General features: G+C 49.8%; 17 protein-coding genes and 1 tRNA gene. 4 read left to right on the forward strand and 14 right to left on the reverse strand.

The annotated features are described in order from the left end of the window. The first annotated feature begins 408 nt into the window (after positions 1–408). The 4 genes from ACYVUT_RS06480 (at position 409) to ACYVUT_RS06495 (ending at position 3,192) form a co-directional block, all read left to right on the forward strand. Complete coding sequence (locus ACYVUT_RS06480) at positions 409–621, forward strand: hypothetical protein (protein ID WP_484500363.1); 213 nt, start codon at positions 409–411, stop codon at positions 619–621. Positions 622–1,371: 750 nt separating this feature from the next. Next, positions 1,372–1,692 (forward strand): hypothetical protein, encoded by a 321-nt coding sequence (locus ACYVUT_RS06485; protein WP_484500364.1) that lies wholly within the window; start codon positions 1,372–1,374, stop codon positions 1,690–1,692. A gap of 837 nt (positions 1,693–2,529) precedes the next feature. Beyond that, on the forward strand, positions 2,530–2,817 hold the full coding sequence (locus ACYVUT_RS06490; RefSeq protein ID WP_484500365.1) for a hypothetical protein: 288 nt from the start codon (positions 2,530–2,532) through the stop codon (positions 2,815–2,817). 21 nt (positions 2,818–2,838) lie between these two features. Further along, positions 2,839–3,192, forward strand: a complete 354-nt coding sequence (locus tag ACYVUT_RS06495) for a hypothetical protein (protein WP_484501714.1) — start codon at positions 2,839–2,841, stop codon at positions 3,190–3,192. A gap of 856 nt (positions 3,193–4,048) precedes the next feature. Here the strand turns inward: ACYVUT_RS06495 and gtfB are convergent. The 14 genes from gtfB to ACYVUT_RS06565 form a co-directional block, all read right to left on the reverse strand. After that, positions 4,049–5,389 (reverse strand): accessory Sec system glycosylation chaperone GtfB, encoded by a 1,341-nt coding sequence (gtfB, locus tag ACYVUT_RS06500; protein ID WP_484501715.1) that lies wholly within the window; start codon positions 5,387–5,389, stop codon positions 4,049–4,051. Next, positions 5,382–6,887, reverse strand: a complete 1,506-nt coding sequence (gtfA, locus tag ACYVUT_RS06505; RefSeq protein ID WP_484501716.1) for an accessory Sec system glycosyltransferase GtfA — start codon at positions 6,885–6,887, stop codon at positions 5,382–5,384. The genes gtfB and gtfA overlap by 8 nt, the downstream gene beginning before the upstream one ends. A 9-nt stretch (positions 6,888–6,896) precedes the next feature. After that, complete coding sequence (locus ACYVUT_RS06510) at positions 6,897–7,103, reverse strand: hypothetical protein (RefSeq protein WP_484499022.1); 207 nt, start codon at positions 7,101–7,103, stop codon at positions 6,897–6,899. Continuing rightward, positions 7,096–9,483: an accessory Sec system translocase SecA2 gene (gene secA2, locus ACYVUT_RS06515; protein WP_484499021.1), complete on the reverse strand. Its 2,388-nt coding sequence runs from the start codon at positions 9,481–9,483 to the stop codon at positions 7,096–7,098. Before secA2 ends, ACYVUT_RS06510 begins: the two co-directional genes overlap by 8 nt. A 4-nt stretch (positions 9,484–9,487) precedes the next feature. After that, positions 9,488–10,105: an accessory Sec system protein Asp3 gene (gene asp3 / locus ACYVUT_RS06520; RefSeq protein WP_439775103.1), complete on the reverse strand. Its 618-nt coding sequence runs from the start codon at positions 10,103–10,105 to the stop codon at positions 9,488–9,490. A gap of 2 nt (positions 10,106–10,107) precedes the next feature. Continuing rightward, the gene (asp2, locus tag ACYVUT_RS06525) at positions 10,108–11,661 is read right to left on the reverse strand and encodes an accessory Sec system protein Asp2 (RefSeq protein WP_484501717.1); all 1,554 of its coding nucleotides are present in this window, start codon (positions 11,659–11,661) and stop codon (positions 10,108–10,110) included. Further along, entirely contained in the window at positions 11,661–13,226 is a 1,566-nt protein-coding gene (gene asp1, locus ACYVUT_RS06530) for an accessory Sec system protein Asp1 (protein ID WP_439775827.1), read from the reverse strand. The genes asp2 and asp1 overlap by 1 nt, the downstream gene beginning before the upstream one ends. 18 nt (positions 13,227–13,244) lie before the next feature. Continuing rightward, positions 13,245–14,456, reverse strand: a complete 1,212-nt coding sequence (secY2, locus tag ACYVUT_RS06535; protein WP_484501718.1) for an accessory Sec system protein translocase subunit SecY2 — start codon at positions 14,454–14,456, stop codon at positions 13,245–13,247. Positions 14,457–14,705: 249 nt separating this feature from the next. Beyond that, positions 14,706–15,890, reverse strand: a complete 1,185-nt coding sequence (locus tag ACYVUT_RS06540; protein WP_484501719.1) for an aminotransferase class I/II-fold pyridoxal phosphate-dependent enzyme — start codon at positions 15,888–15,890, stop codon at positions 14,706–14,708. Positions 15,891–16,070: 180 nt separating this feature from the next. Continuing rightward, entirely contained in the window at positions 16,071–17,381 is a 1,311-nt protein-coding gene (lysA, locus tag ACYVUT_RS06545; protein WP_484500375.1) for a diaminopimelate decarboxylase, read from the reverse strand. Between the two features lie 140 nt (positions 17,382–17,521). Further along, positions 17,522–17,593: transfer RNA gene (locus tag ACYVUT_RS06550), tRNA-Gln, on the reverse strand. A 128-nt stretch (positions 17,594–17,721) separates the two neighbouring features. Then, the gene (locus tag ACYVUT_RS06555; protein ID WP_484501720.1) at positions 17,722–18,456 is read right to left on the reverse strand and encodes a TFIIB-type zinc finger domain-containing protein; all 735 of its coding nucleotides are present in this window, start codon (positions 18,454–18,456) and stop codon (positions 17,722–17,724) included. Between the two features lie 151 nt (positions 18,457–18,607). Further along, positions 18,608–19,963: a Rib/alpha-like domain-containing protein gene (locus ACYVUT_RS06560; protein ID WP_484500378.1), complete on the reverse strand. Its 1,356-nt coding sequence runs from the start codon at positions 19,961–19,963 to the stop codon at positions 18,608–18,610. A gap of 182 nt (positions 19,964–20,145) precedes the next feature. Beyond that, positions 20,146–21,042, reverse strand: a complete 897-nt coding sequence (locus ACYVUT_RS06565) for an aldose 1-epimerase family protein (protein WP_439774645.1) — start codon at positions 21,040–21,042, stop codon at positions 20,146–20,148. Positions 21,043–21,098: the final 56 nt, after the last annotated feature.

Raw genomic sequence — 21,098 nt, forward strand, 5'->3', positions numbered from 1 at the left:
GATTCGCTCACGCTAGTTGACTTAGATTCACTAAGTGACTTGGATGCTGATTCACTAGCCTCAGAAGCACTCTTTGATGCACTTTCACTTTCCGAAATCTGCTGACTTAAGCTTTGTGATGCTGAAATTGAGTCGCTCTCTGCCTTTTGACTGTCAGATTCTGAAGCAAGACTTCTAGACTGACTTTCGGACTGGGAGCTGCTAGTCGATTCATATGCACTCTTGCTCAAGCTTGCTGATTCGCTTGCACTGATAGATTCGCTCTTGCTTGCTTCTTCACTGATGCTTTCAGATTCTGAGTTAGAGATAGAATCACTCAATGAAGTCGACAAAGACTTGCTCTCTGAAATAGAGTTGGAAACTGAGTCACGCTTGGAACGGGATTCGCTTCTGGAAAGTGATCTGCTCGTGCTCTTAGCTTCGCTGGTTGAAGCAGATTCTTCAGCAGATTTGGATGCTGATTCACTTCTAGAAGCAGATTCTGATGAACTTTCATCCAATGACTTGGACCGGCTGTCACTGCGGCTGTCTTCTTCACTTTGCTTAGTTGAAGCTGACTTGCTGCGTTCAGCTTCTTCTGACTGGCTTTGTGATTCAGAAGTTGACCGGCTGACTGATTGAGACTGAGCCTCACTGTTGGAGTTGTCAAAACCATTCTTAACGTAGGAGTTCTTGTAACCCGCCATGATGGCACCCAGGTTATGTTGCCCAGAGTTTTGTTCAGCACCAGTAGCGTGGACAACAGATGAAGTTGCACTTTCGTCTGCCTGAACTTCAACGAGGACGTTGTTAACAATTGACGCAAAGTCGCTCAAATTATCAGTTGGGATCTTAGTAGTGAAAGTAACCACCACGCCACTTGACGTATCAATCTTATTGCTAGTCGTATAAGCATCCCCGTAGTAACGACCATAGAATTTGCTTTCGTCGACTTGGGAACTGTTAACGTTAAAGCCCAGCGCCTGCTTGCCCTTGCCGTCATTTCTACTAAAAGTGTTGTTGACGTTGTAAAGAGTGTTGTTACTGCTGCTTGAGCTGTATGCTGCAACTACCGCGCCAGTAGCGACTGAGTATACAGTAATATTATCAGCCTTTTCCAAGCCAGACATGCTGTTTACGAAGAAACCAAAGTATGCGTCTTCTCCCGACTGAACTTTCGGCTGGTATGTTACTTCCCAGGTAATAACCCCAGTTGACAAGTTCATGTACCCTTTAAGGTCTGACAGAGTTTTCGCGCTGTAGAAGCCGCTGCCGAGAGTCGTATTCTTAATTTCGTACAGCAAGAAGCCCTTGTTGGCTGCCGTCTGGCTGGCTAAAGTGCTCATGGAGTCCGCAACACTCAGGGAGTAATTTTCAGCTCTTGATCTGCTGGTGCTTTCAGATTCTCTGACTGATTCTGAGAGTGATTCTGAAACAGAAGCTGATGCGGACGCAACCGCGGAAGTGCTTGCTGAAACTCTTTCTGATTCGCTGGCTTCTTCTTTAGACAGAGATTCTGCCGCGCTGGCTGACTGTGATGCATCTGCTGATTCTGACAAACTGGTGCTGGTTGACGCGCTGGCGCTTTCTGAAGCATCTTCCGCGTCTTCCTTGCTTGCCAAAAGTGATGCATCCCTGTCCTGCAGGCTCAAGCTGGCTTCAGCATCTTTTTCCGCCAGTTCACTTTCTGAAAGACTAGTTGATACTGACTGACTTTTGCTTTCAGACAGGCTCTTGCTTAAATACTCGCTTTCAGAAGCCGAAGTGCTCAAGCGGACAGACTCTGACAGGCTGTTGGCCATACTTTCTGATTCCGCAGCAGAAACTGACTGGCTGGCCGCTTGGCTTTCGCTTTCAGACAGACTCTTGCTCAAAGACTCGCTCTCAGAAGCAACCGCGCTAACTGACTTAGACTGAGACTCATGTTCTGACACAGAAGTCGACAGGCTTTCTTCAATTGAGCCAGATGCTTCTGTTGACAGGGACTGACTGTCAGCTTGGTATTGACTTGCATCAAAACTAGTCGTAACTCCAGCGGTCTGTGAACCCTGCTGGACAGTTGTCGCCACTTGACTGCCTGCTGTCAGATCGGTCGTATCTTCAACTACAGCTACGTATGAGTAGTAGCCAGTTTCAGTATTAGTGAAGATCCAGTAGCCGGTCGTTCTGTCAGTATCCACGCTAAAGCTGGTTTGACCGTTTGAAACGTCAGCATTTACACTTACTTGACTGAAATTGTCCTGGTCATCCAGTTGGTCAATAACCGTGTTAACGTCTTGTGAGCTCAAATAGCTAGAACTGGTCTTGTAAAGCTTAACAGTTGCATTGCTGCTCAAGCCGGAGATCGTCACATTTTGCGTACCTTCAGCGGTCCCTGTTGGGTTAACTTCAATTAAGTAGGTAGTCTTGCCAGTAGAAGCATCAAAGCCAACCGTAGTCTGGCTCATGTTAGTGCCAGTGCCGCTGTAGCCGCCTGTGTAGTAGGAGTAGCCGTAATTCCCGTAAATGATATTAGCGTTTGTGTAATTGTTTTGATCTTGGTACTTGCCATTGTCAACATTGCTTCCAAAGTACTTAGTCGTTGACAAGGTCTGCAGCTGGGTTTTACTTGCTTCTGCCTGGGCCACCTGCAGGTTGCTGTTATATTCAACAACCGCGGCTGACTCGCTGGCTGAAGCTGACAGACTGGCTTCTTCTGAAGCACTGGCTGATTGGGACTGGTCAATAGAAGCTTGCTGCTCTAAGCTTTCAGACAGTGACTGGGAGGCTGAAGCTTCCGTACTGGTCTGCTGGCTGTCCTGGCTTTCTGACAAAGTTATGCTGGTCGTGTTTGCCTGATTTGCCGGAACAGCAAAGAGATTGATCTTAGCCTTGGCCGTCTGGCTTTCGCTTTGGCTGCCTTCACTCTTTGACTCAGATTGCGTTTCAGATGATGACTTAGTTTCTGACTTTGACTCAGATTCTGCTTCCGACTTTGATTCTGAGGTCGTTTCTGACTTTGATTCGGATTCTGCTTCCGACTTTGATTCGGATTCAGACTCTGTCTTGGATTCAGATACAGTTTCTGACTTTGATTCGGATTCAGACTCTGCCTTGGATTCAGATACAGTTTCTGACTTTTCAGATACAGTTTCTGACTTTGAATTAGATTCAGATGCAGACTTGCTGGCAGCTTGGCTAGTAGATTCTGACTGGCTTGAGCTTGCCGATTGACTTTCACTGACGCTGCTGCTTTGTTCCTGGCTGTCTTTTACAGACAAGCTTTCTGACTCGCTGGCTGATTCAGATTGTGAATTAGTCTGTGATTCAGTTTGAGAGGTCGTCTGTGATTCGCTCTGGGTCTGGCTAGCTGTGCTTGAATCCGCGTATGACTGCTGCTTTGACTGGCTCTGGCTTTGACTCAAAGTGTCTGACTGAGAAGACTCATTGACATTCTCATTAGAACTCACTTCAACAGAGTTCAAGCTGGCCGTATCCTTGGTCGCGTCAACCGCCGCCTCAACTTGAGAAGTAATCCCAAATGCCTTGTTGTCGATCAAGGCGTTGGCCGCTGCCGTCCCGCCGGCAAAGGCGCCTAAAGCAGTGATCCCCTTTAACGCCGCGCGAGTATTGGCATTGACCGCGTTCTCCTTATTCAGCTTGCGCTTGCTGTCCTTCTCCTCTTTCTTGATAGCTTCCTTGGCCTTGGCAGAGAATTGGACCTCTCTCTTTTCTTTCTTGTTTTTCTTGGATTTCGACATCTTTCATCAACTCCCAATGCTCGCATTTAAACAGTTGCTTATAACTTCTTACGCAAGATATAAGCTAATCATGTACATTTCACTATATTTAAAGTATTATTGTTTCTTCTGCCCTATCGTGTAAAAAAGCCGGGCAGACGCCTATTATCGCTAGCTAGCTTGTCTTTAAATCCGCCCGTCCGGCTAAAAAGTTAAAATGGGCCTTTATTTTTTAATTATAACACGACCGCTAGAACAAATAGTCATAGATGTTTACAAAAATGCTATTATTTCAACCTTTTTAGCGCTATCAAAAAAGCCCGCTCTTGAAAGCGGACTTAAAAAATTTCTTATTGCAGGCTCTTTGCCAAAAGTTCCCGGAAATGCTCTGCCTTTTCAGACCCAGCATGGTCTTCTTGCAAGCTAAGCAGGCGGGCATATTCTTGAGGATCTGCCAAATCTTTAATAGCGTCAATCATCCCTGCCGCATCCCCGGCCGCGAAAATATTCTCCGCTGCCACGTATTCTGGCGAATGCAGAGTGTCCCTAAAAGCAAGCAGCAACAGCCGGTTTTCAAAGGCTTGCCGGCCGGCCTGCAGGATTTCATTGGCATAGTTGATGTCCAAGTAGAGGTCATCTTCTTCCAGCAGGCGGGCAACATCTTTATTTCTTGCCACCGGGTACAGGGCCACGTTCTCGTAATGGCCAAAATTCATCAATCGGCCGGACATTTCCGTTACGGCGGCAATGTCAAAGTGCCAGTCCGGCAAGCCTTCAACCAGCTGCTTGAGACACTCGATCTGGTCGGAATTGGTCAAGATCAAGGCCCGTTTTCTGGCCTGGTTTTCCCTCTTGAACGGATACACTGTCCCCAGGTACTTGACCTTCTCAGCCATCTGCCGGTCCAGCTGGCCGGTGATCTTTTCATATTCAGCCCTGTCTTGGATAATCACCCGGCCGCCTGGCAGGTTGTCTTCCAGAAGATACAGCATGTTTTCCGGCACATTTCCTTGACTGATTTCCTGCCAGAAAAGCAGATTGCGGGACGGCTTTTTCTTTAGCTGGATCAAGGTAAAAAGGCAGTTGCCCAAGGAATTGAAGATCACTTCATCCAGGTCAAAGTCAGCTTCTTCCAGATAATAGGCCGTCAGCTGGTTGATGTTCTTAAAGTTGTAGATGCCCCCATCTGGCAGATTATAAGTATAATCCCCGGTTAGATGGTTCTGGATCAAGACTTCCTGGCCGTTAGAGGCAAAATAGCTGGTCATTGCCTGCCGGCCGCTGTTATCGCAGCTCGTTATCGCGTACTTCCAGCCCCACTGATTGTAGTGGTCAATTACCCGGATCCGGCCGGAATTATCCAGCCATTCAACCTGGCTGACCTGCCGGCGGCGGTTATTTTTCCAGTAGCGGATGTTGGCCCGCTTCTGCCCATGATCCAGCACTTCCCCGCTCTGCGAGTCAGCTTTGATCTCCCAGAACTCTGGCAGGTCAATCTCGTTAAAGTAGCGTGGACGGCCTTTGAAGCTCGATCCAGCCAGGCCTAAAAAGTACTTAAGCGGTGATTCGACTCCCTCTGGCAAAAAGCCGTTGTCCATTATCACCACGCTTGGCTGCTGATAGCCAGCCAGTTTCAACGACCTTTCCAGGTCCTGGCTTTTTTCATTGTATTCATAGAAAAGATTAATCACGGTGCAGCTCACTTTCTATGGCCTTTTTCCATAACTTGGCAACTTGCTTGTCCCTGTACTTGCCAGCGATCTCATAGGACTTCTCTGACATGGCGGCTAAATCTGAAGAAAACAGCTTGACAATCGCCCGGGACATTTCGCTGACATGCTCTGGCACGGTTGCCAGCCGGTCATATGGCAAAAGCAGGCCGTTTTCCCCGTCGGCGATAAAGGTCGGGTTGCCGTAGCGGACGTCAAAGCCGACCATAGCCAGACCCGACCCTACTGCCTCCATCAAGGTGAGGCCAAAGCCCTCACTGGTTGAGCAGGTCAAATAGGCCTGGTAGTGCTGGTAAATATCATCCATCTGCTGGTGTCCTTTTAAATGGATATAGTCCTCAGCTCCGACTTCCTTGATCACTTCTTCCAGCATGGCCCGCTCCGAGCCCGACCCGTAAATGTCCAAAGTCAGTTCCGGCAAGGCCTTCTTGGCTTTGGCCACCGCCCGAATAGCCCAGTCCAGATGCTTTTCACTGGCTAAACGGGAGGCCGTCACCAGACTGAAAGGCTGACGGCTGGCAAAATCTGGCTTTTTCAATTCTTTCAAGCTGCCCACTGGAATCGCATAGATCTGAGGCTTTTTACCCTTATACTTTAAAAACTGCTCTTCCATCAGCTCTTTTTGCAGGTCTGTCGCCGTTACGTAAAAATCGATCTGGTCAGCATGCTGGAACTCATACTCATAGTAATTGTTCCAAAGGATGGTGTCGTCATTGGTTTCTGCTTCACTGAAGTGGTCGGCGTGGACAATCGTCCCTACCCGGGCCTTGCCCCGGTTCTCCAGGATTTCCTGGCCCTGGTCTTCAGCCCGGTCGATCAAGATGATGTCTTTTTTGGAAAAATTCAATTCCTGCAGCATCTTAATCAAGAGCTCATGCTTAGAGTAAAGAATGTCATCCTTGAACTTGAAGATTTCCTGGTCACCATCGATGATTTCATCATAAACTGCCGTCCCATCTTCATTGTAAAAACGGCGCTGGTAGAGCTTGGCCCGATTGTTTTCCGGAGCATAAAACTCGCTGCAGTAGCGGCCGTAGCTGTAATAGTCCTTTCTGACCAGGTTGGCCCCGGACACGTATTCAACCCGGTCAACTATGCCCGAAGTCAAATCCTTCAAATATGCCGTGGCCCAGAAGTCATTGGCGAAAATGTAGCGGACCGCCTTGTTCATTGGCTTGCGCTCAAGAATCGGTGGCAAGACTTTTTCCAAGTCGTCCAGAGTGAAGCTGCCCGCCCTGACTTCAAAGTCGGTAAAAAAGGTATACAGCCAGATGATCTCCCGGTCCTTGAAGCCCAGATTTCTAGTCAAGTGGGCAATATTTTCATAGCTGATCCAATCAGTAAAAATAAACTTGGCCTTCACGCCCAATTTGCGGAAAACCTGTCCCCGGTAGGCCTGGGCGTATTCGACCCCGCTGGAAGCCCAGCCGATTCCCTTGTTGATGCTGTAAACTGTCATGTTAATTACCTAGATCATTTTAAAAATCGCCAGCAAAATACTGATGATGATCGCCGCCGTGATTACCAAACCGAAAGTCCGGTAGATGGTCTTTTTCGGCTTGGCGGGCTTGACGTACTGGTTCCTTGCTCCCTTGAGCTGGCTGTTCATATGAGCCGTCAAGAGATCCTTTTGCTCATCGCTTCTCTGCTTTTCCTGCTTATCAATCTCAGACATAGTAAACATCCTTTTTTCCGAACTTGTCAATCGTGATGCTGCTCATCAACACATTGCGAATGGTCAGCCGCTTGATCTCCCGGCACATCTTCTTATATGAGCTTAAAGCCGCGTGGTGGTACTCATTCATCGGGTCCCTTTGTGCCGATGTCCGCATGGCCACCATCTGCCGCAATTGCTGCAGGTTGTCAACTTGCTTGATCCAGCAGACATCGATGGCCTTTAAGGCGGCCAGATTGTAGAAGCGCTTTTTCTCCGCTTCATCGTCAAAATATTCTTCCTTGCGCTTTAGTTCTTGTTCAGCTACAGCCAGCAAGTAGGCAACAACCGCCTTTGAATTATTCAAATCCAGCTGGCTTAAGTCATCGTCAAAACCATAGGAAAGATTGTCCAGGATAAAACGGCGCAGTTCCCTTTTCTCCAAACGCGGATGCTGGCGGACAAAATCACTGAAAAGCTGCTTCATCCAGCCTTCTAAATCGTAATTGAGCCCATCAGAAAAAATAATCTGGTTCCGGGTCTCATATACCTGCTCACGCTGGATCTCGTCACTGGCTCCCATGGACAATTGCTGCTTGCGGATATCATAGTCGCTTTCGTCACTTCTGACTTGCGCAGAATTAAGAGCCTCCCTGATCCGCCAGTTCTTTAGTTCATGGACCTGAGTCAGGTTCAAGTCTTCTGAATGGTACTTTTGCCGGTAGCGGTCCAGCCACAAGGGACCGTACTTGATGACCACATCGTCTTCCAAGGAAACGAAAAATTCACTTGTTCCCGGGTCGCCCTGCCGGCCGGCCCGGCCGCGCAGCTGGTCGTCAATTCTTCTGGAGCTCATCTTGGCCACCCCTAAGACGGCTAAGCCGCCCAGTTCAGCCACGCCCGGCCCCAGCTTGATGTCGGTCCCCCGGCCAGCCATGGTCGTGGCCACCGTAACGGCCCCGACCTGACCGCCTTCTTTGACGATGGTGGCTTCCTTGGCCGCGTTTTTGGCATTCAAGACATTGTGGGGGATCTGCTCTCTCAGCAAAAGTTCTGAATAGATTTCAGAAACGGCAATCGATTCGGTAATGATCAAAACCGGCCGCCCCAAGGCATGCAGGCGCTTGACCTCTTCCAGTGAGGCTAAAAGCTTGCTTGGCAGATCTGGATAGATCCGGTCTGGCAGGTCCTTGCGGATGACCGGCCGGTTGGTCGGAATCCGGACCACCTTGGTCCCGTAAATCTTGAAAAATTCATCCCGGGCAGAATAGCCAGTCCCGGTCATGCCGGAGAGCTTTTTAAACATTCTGAAGAGACTTTGGTAAGTAATTGAAGCCATGGCCTGCTGGTCATCTGACAAATCCAGCTGCTCTTTCATTTCAATAGCCTGGTGCTGGCCAGCCTGCAGCTTCATCCCTTCCAGGATCCGCCCGTTTTCCTTGTCCAAGAGGGCAACCTCTCCGTCAGCGCCGACCACGTAGGCTTCTTCTTTTTCAAAGAGGCAGTGGGCCTTTAAGGCCAGGTTGATGCAACGGACTAATTCCGTATGCTCGCCGTCATAGAGATTGGGCAGGCTGAAAAATTCTTCTGCCTTCTTGACCCCAGCTTCAGTCAGCCAGACATTGTTATGCTCTTCGTTGAATTCATAATCATCTTCTGACAAAAAGTAGATGAATTCGTCAGCTACTCCGATATAGTTGGACTTGACCTTGGGCAAGCCGGCAATGACCAGGGGAGTAATGGCCATGTCCAGCAAAACTGAGTCGGCTTCGTCGACAATGCAGTAGTTAAAAGGCCGCATGTACTTTTCGTCTTTTTCCTGGGCCATGTTGTCCAAAAGATAGTCAAAGCCCAGGGCCCCGCTGGTTGAATAAACGATGTCAGAATTGTAGATTTTTTTCTTCTGCTTGACCTTCAGCTTCTCGCCTTCCAGACTAAAACCCGTAGCATAGGTAAGGCCCAGCCAGCGGTAGACCTGGGACATTTCTTCCCCGTCCCGGTTGGCCAGGTATTCATTGGTCGTCACCAAAATCGCCCCGTCTCCGCTTAAGGCATTAAGGTAAAGAGGCATGGTGGCGACCAGGGTCTTGCCTTCCCCGGTCTTCATTTCGACAATATTGCCGTAGTTAAGCCCGATTGCTCCCATCACCTGGCTGTCATGGGGAAACATCCCCAAAACCCGCCAGTCGGCTTCCCGGACGACAGCGTAAGCTTCAACCAATAAACTGTCCACGCTGGCCCCTTGCTTTATCCGCTTTTTAAATTCAGCAGTCTTGCCCTTGAGCTGATCATCAGTCAATTGCCGCATGGGCTCTTTAAGCCGGTTGACTTTCTTTAAGACCTGGCGGATCTTCCTCAGATCCCAGTAATCCGCTGAAAACAGACTTCCAATCGCGGCCATGGCCTTACTCCCTTCTGCGCAAGTACCGGTCGACTACCTGGGCCGCCAAGAGCCGCCGGTGCTCGTTTTCTTCATGCATTTTTTCCCAGTCGATCTGGCTGATGTCCGTTTCATCAGTAATCTCTTCCACGTCAATCCGGTGGAAGACCAGCTGGTGGCAGCCCGCCCCAACCAGTTCGATCGTATAGTAGTTGGCCTCTTTCGGAAAGGCAAAAATTCCCTCTTGGCCATGAATGATCTGCAGCTTAACCATGTGGTCTTCCCGGTCAAAAGCCACCAGGCGCAGGTAAAAGCCCGCTTCCTGGTCAGCCTCGGCCAGAATCCGGAAGAGGTACTTGCGACCATTGATCAAAAGCGGAAGTGACGGGATGGCGTGGGCGGTGCTGTAGCTGTAGACCATGTCCCACTTATAGATGACCGAGCCAGCCGGCAGAGCTCCGTTATAAAAGAAGACGTCGTCTCTGGCCCGGCGGATGATCTTGGAGCCATACATATAGGCGTGGCCAGTCGCTTTGACCGTGCTGCCCGTATAAGCAAAGCCGCTCCGGTATTTCTGCTGGTCCCGGCCGGAGATCCCCCGCCAAAAAGGACTGCAATTTTCATTCCAATAAATGCTCTGCATCTCTATCGCCCGTATTCATCCTTCAAAATTGCCCCGTACTGGGTTCTGAACCATTTGACCAAGGGACCGGTCGCGTCATTGTGGTGGCCGGGAAAGCCCTTGGCAATGATCTTGCTGTCCTGCTTGCGCCGGCTGAAGCTGCGCATAATGTCCCGGTAGGCATGGGGGTCGTAGTCGTCGTCCTCCATATAAGCAATAGCCAGGGTAGTTTTAGAAAATTCGGCCTTGTCAAAAGCCGTCCAGAACATGTCATCCAAAGCCTTGGCTCTTTCGTCAAAGTCTCCCCGCCAGTTGTCATCTGGCGAACCAGCGTTTAAAACGTCTAAAGCCGTCGGGAAAATCCCATAGCGGTAGTCTCTTTCCATTTGGGCCATCTTGCCCAGACTGGCCAAAGGCTTGCCGACCACGATAGCTCCTGGCTCAATCTTTGAGCCGTAATAAAGGGCCCCAAAGGTCCCCATCGACAGGCCGGACATAGTTACTTGATGGTGGTCAAAGCCCAGCCAGTCCAGTTTTTCCTGGATTCTGGCCACAAGCTTCTCTTGCAGTTCCTGGCTGCCCAGGTAAAAGGCGCCGCCTTCCAGGCGGGGGTCGCCAACCAGCATAAAGGGCGCCTTCATGGACCGCATCATGTAAAAACCTTCAAAGCCTTCCGCCGTCCGGTAGCCGGAAAAGTAGATATTTAGTGGCGGTTTAAGGTCACCAGGGTTAAAGTAGGTGATCAAAGGGTCGCGCTTGCTGTCGACCAAGTCTTCCCCGCCCGCGATAAAAGCGCCAAGGCCCCGTCTGGACCAGCGGTAGTGGATGTTGCCCATGGTCAAGTTGCCTTCGCCTCTGGCTTCTAAGCTGACGTTTAAGATTGAGCCGGGGTTGGTTCCTTCAAAAAGGAGCCACTTTTTCATGTCAGCTTCCGTGAACACGACCCGGCGGCGGACATTATCCGCAATGCCGGGGTTGTTCTCATAAACGGCCAGGCGGATATCCACGCTGGCATCCTTGAAGAACTGGGGCCAAAGTTCCAGGGTCCGGTCCTTGTCGCAGTACATCCCCCACCGCCAGTTGATCACCGGCCAGAATTCGTCACCGAAGTTCCCGCTGAGGCGGACATTTTCAAAGCCGTTAAACTCTACTCTGCCCTTGAAGAGGGGGTTGACTTCCATGCTGGAGACATCCAATTTGCTGCCGACCTGGCCGCCAAACAGACGGCTTTCGATCCAGTCAAAGGCCTGGTTGTTGCTGGCAAAGTGCACGAAGCGGACCTGCTTGGACTTAAAAAAGAAGGCGGCTTTTTCAGTCAGTTCTTCATCTTTCAAGTCATCATCCACCATGATCGTGTAGGCGTCTAGATTTTTGGCCAGGGCGGGTATATCCTCATCTTCTGGCAAGTCGATCAGCCAGGCCCCTTGAAAGCCCCTGAAGCCCAGCTTTTTGTCTGCTTTCAGCTCTTTGATCAAGTCATCCATTTCCCCGTAGCCGGCCCGAAACCATTTGGCGTTTTCCCGATCAGGCACGGGCGGCAGGTATTCTTTTACCCCATAAAGCAAAAAATAATCCATTAACCCTTCCCTCCTACCGCGTCTGACAGTTCCTTCACGATCTTGGCGGCCGTGTAGTTGTTGATCTTGCCGACTGAGTACATCTTGGCCCGGTTCCAATTGCTGAGCCCGTCTAAATAGTAGTGCAGAGCCCCGGCAAGATCCGAAATCTGCCCAATCCGGAGGCCGTTTTTGCCGTCATCGACATAATCGGACTTAACCAGATTGATCTGGGGGATGCCAGTGCTGATGCCGACCACCTGCAGGAAAATTTCCGGTCTGGCTGACAGGTCAACAATGAGCCGCATAGGCTTGAGAATCTTGATCAAGTCCGTGTCAGAGTGAATGGTGACATAGTTGATCCGGCGGACCCGGTTTTCTTCATCATCGTCATCTGCTTCCATTTCCTTAGGCAGGGACTGGTTGGCTCTTAAAAAGCAGTAGCGGTACTTGCAGTCTCTTTTGGCCATTTCATCTTTGATCAAGCGGTCCAAGATGCCAAACTGGTCAAAGCCGGCGTAGTCAGCGAAGTTGATCTCAACCAGCTTATTGCTTTCCATCACGTCAAAAAGCTCCTTTAAAGCCAGCTTGATCACTTCTTCAGACAAGCCGCCCGTCATGAACATGACCTTGAGCAGGCGTTCCCTGTCGCTTTCACCCATAGTCAAGTCCGTATCAAGGGGAGGCAGCTGGACGACGTGCTCAACTCCATTTTCCTTCATCAAATTGACCGTATAGTCAGAATCGGCGATGACCATGCTGGCCATTTTGGCTGTTTCAAAAACATGGGGGTCATCAAAATTTGTCCGGTGGCCATAATAAGAAATTACTGTCTTGTAGTCTTTTAATTTTTCCAAAAGGAACTGGTCGTGCCGGCGGCTGGCAGCGATGATAAAGGAGTCGTCGGGCTCTAGATTTTCAGCGAAATACTTGTCCAAATACTCGCTGATCATGTCCGTGATCGAGTCGTAGTGGCTCTTTTTAAAGCGATCCTGGGCCGCGGAAAAAATGGTCACCGAATCATCCTTGTTGTTGCGGAAAACTTCCTCGCCTTCCGGGTTCAGAAAGACCCGGCTTTCAAAGCGGCCTTCATTGTCGTAGTTGAGGATGCTGGACAAAAAGCCCCGCCAGTCAAAGAACATGGTCCGGTACTTGTAGCCCTGGCGGACAAATTCGATCTGAATCAAATTGCCGGTAACCCCCATCCGGATCCGGGCGTAAAGCTCATCTTCCCGGTAAACCAGGATGTTGAAGGCATTGTAGACGAAGCTGCAGTCCTTGGGCCAGTTGAAGTCCAGGTAGTTGACGTTTCTGACCACCTGGTCGGCCGGAATCCCCTGCATCAGGTCAAAAATATTGTCGCTTTCCGCGTCCAGAATGTTGTGCCGGAAGAGGAAGTTGCCAATGCTGGGCAGGTAGCCCAAAGTCAGAATTCTGACCGGCTGCCCCTCATCTTTGAACATCCTGATCTGGTTGATGCTGTCGTCAAAGTCAAAGTGAATAAGGCCGCTGTTCAAAAACCAGATCTGCCCGTAGCTGAGCCAGGTCCGGTCGCGTCTGTACCACGATGGCACGAAATAATACATCCTTTTTCCTCCCTTCTCCTAAAGCAGGCCCCGGTACTGACCTCTGATTTGCAGGACTTCAATCTGCTCAGCAATCGCTGCCCCAAAGCCAGCTAAGATAATGACGTAGTTGGGCAGCATAACCAAGCTGGACAATTTTGCGTCAAGCAGAGTGAGGCCCAGCGGCAGACCAGTAAAGACCACGAAATAGATCGAACTGACGAAAGAAAAAATATTGATCAAGTGACGGAGGTATTTTTCCGTCTCCTTGCCCGGCCGGCAGCCAGGGACATAGTCACCTGACTTCTGCATGTCGTCAGCCTGCTGGACCGGGTCAATTGAGATATATGAAAAGCCGTAAGTCAGCCCCACCAGGATCAAGCAGTAAAGAATAAGGCCGCTGACCTGGCTTAAGTCAAAGGCATTGGCTAACTGCTTGAACAGTTTCCAAGAAGACAAATTGTAGAAAAACTGCAAGAGATATTTTGGCAAGACAAACATGGTCGTGGCAAACATGGCTGGCATGGAGCCAGCTGGCAGGATTCTGATCGGCAGGTAGGACTCTGAGCCAAATTCTGCGCTGATCAAGAGCTTGGTTACCGGCACCCGGCGCTCAGCATTGGTCAAGATAACTGTAATTACTCCCAAAAGGAGAATGACAAAGAGAGCCAGGGCCCGGACAATATTGGCGCTTTGGACGCTGAGGCCCGGGATGAGGCCATTGGCAAAAGACTTCATTAATGTAAAGAACATGTTGGCCATCAGAATCAAGCTGATTCCGCCCAGGCCATTTTTGTCATTTTCAACGCTCAGCCAGATCAACAGAAAGCTGCCTGTCATGAGGAAAAGGCCGGCAGCCAGACGGGTGCCAAAGCTGCTGCTGGTCAGTTGGAACTCCCGCAGCATCACCGTTGCTTGAATCACGGTCAAGAAAAAGGTCAAGGTCTTTTGCCAGATGTCCATCTTCTTCTCGGTCATCTTAGACATCATCGGCAGACGGAGCTGAGCCAGCATCCCAGTGATGATCATGGCTGACATCCAAGGACTGATCCCTAAAGAAAAGAGGCTGGCCTGACTGCTGTCGCCCCCCGTTGCCACGAGCAAAACATTCGGCTGGCCGATCTGCATTTTGGCAAAAGGCAGGGGAATATGCTTGCCAAAAACAAAGATCCCTAAATAAAGCACGGACCACCATGCTTTGGTCAGAATCGTGCTTATTCCCAAATCTTTTAAAGAGGCCTTTTTACCCATAATTATCATCACTACATTTCACTAGATTTCAAGAGCATACCCGGCACGTTATTTCTTTTATCCTATAGAAAAAATCATTTCATATTGTCTTTTCTTTTGAAAATAGGTCACGCAAGCACGGCATTGCTTACTATTTAAATAATAACATAGGGCCAGCCCTTATGGTAATTTCCGCCACTTTTTGGCCGCTAAAGAAAAAAGCACGGCTTCTGCGAAGATAACCGTACTTTAATAATCTAATAAAATTTATTATTCTGCTTCCACAAACTTGGTAATCCGCTTAAGAGCCTCTTGCAGGGCTTCATCGCTGGAAGCGTAGGACATCCGGACGTAGCCTGCCCCGCCAGCACCAAAGTAGCTGCCCGGGATCACGCCGACTCTGGCGTCTTTGGCCAAAGCCTTGGCAAAGCCAACGTCGTCACCCTGGTACTTTTCAGGAATCTTGGCAAAGATGTAGAAGGCGCCGCGCGGCAAGGCCATGTCAAAGCCCAGCTTCTTCAAGCCCTTTTCCATGAAGTTTACCCGGCGCTGGTAAATGTCTCTGAATTCCTTCGGGTCATCCAGGCCGTTGGTCAAGGCTTCAATAGCCGCAGCTTGCACGTTGTTGGTCACGACCGTGATCATGAAGTCATTCATCTTCCGCACGCTGGCCATAATTTCAGCTGGCCCGCAGATGTAGCCCAGCCGCCAGCCAGTCATGGCGTGAGACTTGGACAGACCGGAAATAAAGATAGTTCTCTCTGGGATATAAGTAGACAAGGAGTAGTGCTTGGCATCCCCGTAGATCAATTCTGAGTAGATTTCGTCACTGATGGCGTACATGTGGTGCTTCTTGATCACTTCAGCCAGACCTTCAATGACTTCCTTAGGGTAGGTTACCCCGGTTGGGTTGGTCGGGTCGTTCAGCATAATCGCCTTGACCCCCTTGCCTTCCCGTTCAATAACTTCTTCCAGCTTCTCTGGAGTCAAGACAAAGCCGGTGTCTGAGGTGTCAACTTCAACTGGCGTAGCCCCGGTCAAGCAGACCAGCTGCATATACATTGACCAGACTGGAGTTGGCACGATCACCTTGTCACCGTCATTCAACAGAGCCGACAAGGTGCAGGTCAAGGCTTCAGTTGCCCCGACAGTCACCGTGATTTCACTTTCCGGGTCATAGTCAACGCCGGTTAAGCCCTTAACGTACTTGCTGATGGCCTTGAGCAGTTCCGGCTTACCAGACTGCGGGCCGTAGTGGCTGTCATTGTTTTCAATGTCCCGGATGGCTGCCTGCTTGATGTGTTCCGGGGTATTCAAGTCTGGTTCCCCCAGGGTCAGCTTAACGACGTCGTCAAACTGGGACACGTACTTGTCAAAACGGCGGATATCTGAAGGAACCACAGCATCAAGCTTGTGGTTGATAATCGGCAGTAAATCTTGCGCTAATTTTGGCATTCGAAAAACCTCTTCATTTAAATCAAAAAGAACAGCAACTTAACATTTAAGCCTATTTTAGCATAGTTTGTTAAGCAAAGCGGCAAATATAGCTAACTTTGTCTATTTTTTCTCAAATGAAAAATCATTTTCTTAATTCTGCGCCGGCTAAAAGTTTATTTTGTTAAAAATATGCCAGGATTATTTTTGGTATTTTAAGTCATTGGCAATCAAGTCGTCGTAGCTTTCCCGCTTGATCACCAGCTGGTCAAGTCCGTCTTCAGCGAAAACCACGGCTGGACGGGGATTGCGGTTGTAATTTGACGCCATGGAGTAGCCATAGGCACCTGTGCTTAACAGGGCAACTAGGTCGCCAGGTTCGGTTTTTGGCAAAGGACAGGACTTGATCAAAATATCCCCGCTTTCGCAGTACTTGCCAACCAGGTTGACCCTTTCTTCATCTTCTGCCTGGGGGCGGTCAGCGACAACAGCTGAATATTCGGCTTGGTAAAGAGCTGGCCGGATATTGTCCCCCATCCCCCCGTCAAGGGCAACATAGCTTGGGTAACCCGGCAGGTCCTTTCTTGAGCCGACCGTGTAGAGGCTCCAGCCAGCAGGGCCGACGATTGACCGGCCTGGTTCAATCCAGATAGCCGGCAATTTCAAGCCGCTCTCCTGGCACTTGTTCTTGACTTCCTTGACGATGGCCCGGACAAATTCTTCAGCTGGAAGCGGCTGGTCTTGGTCGGTGTAGTGGATGCCGAAGCCGCCACCCACGTTCAAGATGTCAGCTTCATAGCCATACTTTTCTTTCCAGGCCGTGGCCAGCTGGCAGAGCTTGTCAGCGCAGCCCACGAAGCCTCGGACGTCAAAAATCTGCGAGCCGATATGGGCGTGGATACCGGCCATCTTCATCCGGGGATTGGCCAAGACAAGTTCTAAAGCCCGGTCCGCCTGGCCGCTTTCCATGTCAAAGCCAAACTTGGAGTCAACCTGTCCAGTCTGGATGTATTCGTTGGTGTGGGCGCTGATGCCGGGAGTAACCCGGAGCATGACCTTGCTGCTTGCGTCTTTTTCTTCCAGAACCTGGCTGAGCAAGTCGATTTCATGGAAGTTGTCGACAATAATTACCCCGACTCCCTGATCAACGGCTAATTCCAGTTCTGACCGGCTCTTGTTGTTGCCGTGGAAGCTCACCTTATCCATGGGAAAGCCCGCCTTCATGGCCGTCCAGAGTTCCCCGCCGGAAACGACGTCGGTATGGCCGCCTTCTTCATTGATCACCTGGTAGATAGCCAGACAGGAAAAAGCCTTTGAGGCATAGCTGACTTCGTAGTCTACTCCTTCTTCTTCAAAGACCCGCTTGAAGGCCCGAATTGCCTGCCGGATTCTGCCCACGTCAAACACCTGCAGGGGAGTCTGGTACTTGGCCGCCAGTTCCAGGGCATCTACCCCGGCAATTTGCAAATGGCCGGCTTGATTGACATCGCTTGCTTTGATTAATCCGTTCACGGTCTTACCTCATCTTTTTTTCTAAAAAATCTAATCAACTTAAGTAATAAGTTTATCCTTCCTGCCGAATCCGGTCAAGGCAGGTGATTTAGTAAAGCAGAAAAACAAAAAAGACACCCAGCTGGGTGTCTTCCTAACAATTGCGTTAGCTGGATTCGAACCAGCGCATGACGGTACCAAAAACCGTTGCCTTACCACTTGGCTATAACGCAATCTCAAACTTCAACCAAGGGACGGCTCCTCGCATCCCCCGATCAAGTTATATGATACTTAACTTTTTAATTCTTGGCAAGCCTTTTTTTACAAAAAATTTGCTTTCTCCCGCAATGACTTTAAAAAGTTAACTATTGACCAGCTTTTTGGCCTTTTCCTCGGCCTTCAAACCTGCAAAATATGCTCTTTCTTCATTTACGTTGCCGATGACAATCGTGCCCCGCTTCTGGTTGATGCTCAAGTCATCAATAATAGCATCGACCAGCTCCCAGAAGTATGAATTGGCTGCTGCCAAATCATCGCTTTCCCCAACGCAGAGGTGGGCTGCTCGGCTCATCAAGAGCCAGGCCCGGCCTGCTTCTTCCTGCATCTTCCGGTGGGCCTTCTCTAAAGTCTGCCTAGAGCTAAGTTCCAAGCGCTGAGCCTGCTTTTGGAAATCTTCTTCGTATTCTTCTTCAAGTGCCAGGGCAAAGACGATCACTTCACCCAGAGCCCGGCTGGCAAAAGCAAAGTAGCTTTCTCCCCCACTTTTCCGGCTGGCTGCCAAAGCCGCCCGCAGCTGGCCCAAAAGTGGGGCAAAATCAGCCGCGGAATCGAGCTGGCTGCCAGCAAGGGCAGCGTAAAAAGCTGCCTGCTGGTCCCCTTCATCTGCCAGGGCCAGGTAAAGCTGCCTGGCCTGCTTAAAGCGTTTAGCCCGGTAGGCCTGCTTGGCTTCAGCGTAAATTTCTGCCCGGTCTTTCAAGTCAAATTGCCGGCGCAGTTCACTGGCTGAATAGGCTGCCCCGCAAGACTGGCAGACAAAACGGCCGCCCTCTTTTAATAAATCTCTTTGTCCGCAAAGCTCACATTTGATTTTCCTCATCGTTTTCCCCATGTTTTCTTGATCTTTCATGCTTTCCATTGTAACCGCTTACTAATCGCTATTATAGCAAAAGTTCCTATAAAAAGGCAGGTTAAAAAACAAAAAATCAAGACCGGAAAAGTCTTGATTTTGAAAAATATTCTTAAAAATATCAGTTTTTCTGTGTGCTTGCGGCCGGAGCAGCAACTTCAATAATGAATTCAGAACTGGTCCAGGTCGACTTGTCCGGGTAAGTCACCTTGATCTGGGTCTTATAGCTGCCTGCTTTGGCAAAATCTGGCGCCGTTACGAAACTGGCCTGGCTGCCGTCAGGCAAAGAAGCAAAGTTGGCGATCAAGCTGGAAGCCGCGATTGGCTTGCCCGCTTGCGTCTGGGCAGCCAAAAGGACCGGCGTGTAGCGGGTGGAATCAGCTGGATCTTTAACAGTTACCGTCAAAAAGGCACTGGTCTCCTTGCTCTTGTCCGGATAAGTTACCTGGATTTTGGTCCGGTAGCTGCCAGCCTTTTGCCAATTTGGCTGGGCAGTGAAGGCAAACTTGCTCTTCTTTGGCAGACTGGAAAGGTTGGTTACCAGCTGAGCCGGAGTCAATTTCTGCCCGGCCTTTACCACTCCTGAGCGGACTTTGACCTGGTAGCGGGCCTTGTCTGTCTGCCGCTTGACTTTGACTTTAACAAAAGGCGTCACTTCCCAGCTCTTGTCCGGGTAAGTCACTTTGACAGCGACCAAGTAAGTCCCTGCTTGCTTAGTGTTGATCTTTTGCGAGAGCCGGTACTTGCTCTTCTTAGGCAAGGACTTGGCGTTTTTAATTAAGGACTTAGCAGTCAATTTTGCCCCATAAGCGACGGTCTTGCCCTTGATCTTCGGCTGGTACTTGCTCTTGTCCGTCTGCCGCTTGACCGTCACCTTGACCTGGCGAGTATATTCTTGACTCTTGTCTGGATAGGTGACTAATACGGCCGTGTAGTAAGTCCCGGCCCGCTTGAAGTTTGGCACTCTGGCGAAGCGGAAGCTGGTCTTCTTCGGCAATTTTGCCCGGTTGGTGACCAGGCGCTTTGACTTAAAAGCCTGGCCAAAAGCAGTCGTCTTCCCCGTCACCTTAGCCTGGTAGCGCTTGGCATCCTTTACCCGCTTTTTGGCCTTCTTCTTATTAACCTTTTTATGCTTCTTGACCGTCTTCTTAGCCTTCCAAGCATGGTCATAAACGCTGACGGTCACTTGCTGGCTGGTCTCCATTGAGTTGTCCGGGTAAAGCAGGCGGATCCTGGTCTGATAGGTCCCCGCCTTGGCGAAATTGGGCTCGGGCACGAATTCATAAACCGTGTTGGCTGGCAGTTTGTTGGCATTCTTGACCAGGTCCCGGGCAATCCGGTAGTTGCCTTCCCGTACCTGCAAGTTTCTGACCTCCGGATTATATTCGCTTGCCTGACTGGCCTGACTTACCTGGCCCGTTAAAAGGCAAAGGGGAGTCAAAGCGGCTGCCGCGAGGGCGCTGTACAGCTTCTTCATTTTTTATTCCTCCAAAACACAATTCAACTATTTCTTACAAACACATACTTTATGCCCTAATTATAGTCCAAATCGTTTGATTTTTGTTCCCGCTTTCAGAATATTTTTGACCTTTTTGGGTATAAAAAAAGCTGCCCGCTTCAGGCAGCTCATGCAAAAAATCACTTTTGCTTTTCTCTATTTTATTCGCTCCGGACCTTGCTGTGGAAGGACATGCGGAAGCTGGCTTCAAAGTCTTCCCCACTGGCCAAGCGGTTCATCCCCTTCTTGTTTTCCAGGTTCCCGTCGGTATCAGTGAGGTCAGCAATCCCCCACCAAGGTTCGATGCAGACGTAATTGCCGGTCTTTGGATACTGGGACCAAACACCCACGTATGGTGCGGAGTCAGTTCTGACATTGATATGGAAGCGGCTGGTTTCCGTCTTGATGGAGAACTTGTTGTCCGGGTGCCGCATCACCAGCACCATGGCGTCATTTTTGAACAGGTCGTCAGTAATGGTGATCATGCTTTCAGTTGGCGCTAGGGACCGCTTTTCCCAGTTGAGCAGGCCGTTTTCCAGCGGCACCATTGCCCGCGGCTTTGCCGGGTTGACCTGCAGGTAAAAGTCATCCTTCTTGACCCCATCTTCAACTGGCAGGGCAAAGCCTGGGTGGCCGCCGACGCCAAAGATCATGTCCCCTTCACCCTTGTTGGTGACGTGGAAGCTTTCCTTGATCATGTTGTTCAAAAGCTCGTAGCTGACCCGGAATTCAAACTTGAAGGGATAGACGGCTCTGGTTTCTTCCGTGTCCGTCAAAAGGAAGGTCAGCTTTTCCTTGCTTTGCTCTTCCAGGGCAAATTCCATGTCACGGGCAAAACCATGCTGGGTCATGTGGTAGCTCTTACCTTGATAGCTGTACTCATCGTTTTTCAGCTTGCCCACGATTGGGAACAAGACTGGAGCATGCCGGCCCCAGACTTCCGAGTCAGCCTGCCAGATGTATTCATTGCCAATATGCTTGCCAATGACGCTCTGGAGTTCTGCCCCGTGACTTGACACCGTAACCTTAAGAATTTCATTTTCGATAGTATAATCCATTATTTGCCCCTTAATACTCTTATTTTTTCTTTTTTTCTAAACTCAATTGCATTTTT

Source organism: Lactobacillus sp. WILCCON 0059 (assembly GCF_057197985.1).

Bases quoted from the DNA above. Each gene is read 5' to 3' on its own strand.
- gtfA (WP_484501716.1), bottom strand. From the start codon at position 6,887: ATGACAGTTTACAGCATCAACAAGGGAATCGGCTGGGCTTCCAGCGGG.
- ACYVUT_RS06510 (WP_484499022.1), bottom strand. From the start codon at position 7,103: ATGTCTGAGATTGATAAGCAGGAAAAGCAGAGAAGCGATGAGCAAAAG.
- secA2 (WP_484499021.1), bottom strand. From the start codon at position 9,483: ATGGCCGCGATTGGAAGTCTGTTTTCAGCGGATTACTGGGATCTGAGG.
- asp3 (WP_439775103.1), bottom strand. From the start codon at position 10,105: ATGCAGAGCATTTATTGGAATGAAAATTGCAGTCCTTTTTGGCGGGGG.
- asp2 (WP_484501717.1), bottom strand. From the start codon at position 11,661: ATGGATTATTTTTTGCTTTATGGGGTAAAAGAATACCTGCCGCCCGTG.
- asp1 (WP_439775827.1), bottom strand. From the start codon at position 13,226: ATGTATTATTTCGTGCCATCGTGGTACAGACGCGACCGGACCTGGCTC.
- secY2 (WP_484501718.1), bottom strand. From the start codon at position 14,456: ATGGGTAAAAAGGCCTCTTTAAAAGATTTGGGAATAAGCACGATTCTG.
- ACYVUT_RS06540 (WP_484501719.1), bottom strand. From the start codon at position 15,890: ATGCCAAAATTAGCGCAAGATTTACTGCCGATTATCAACCACAAGCTT.
- ACYVUT_RS06555 (WP_484501720.1), bottom strand. From the start codon at position 18,456: ATGAGGAAAATCAAATGTGAGCTTTGCGGACAAAGAGATTTATTAAAA.
- ACYVUT_RS06560 (WP_484500378.1), bottom strand. From the start codon at position 19,963: ATGAAGAAGCTGTACAGCGCCCTCGCGGCAGCCGCTTTGACTCCCCTT.
- ACYVUT_RS06565 (WP_439774645.1), bottom strand. From the start codon at position 21,042: ATGGATTATACTATCGAAAATGAAATTCTTAAGGTTACGGTGTCAAGT.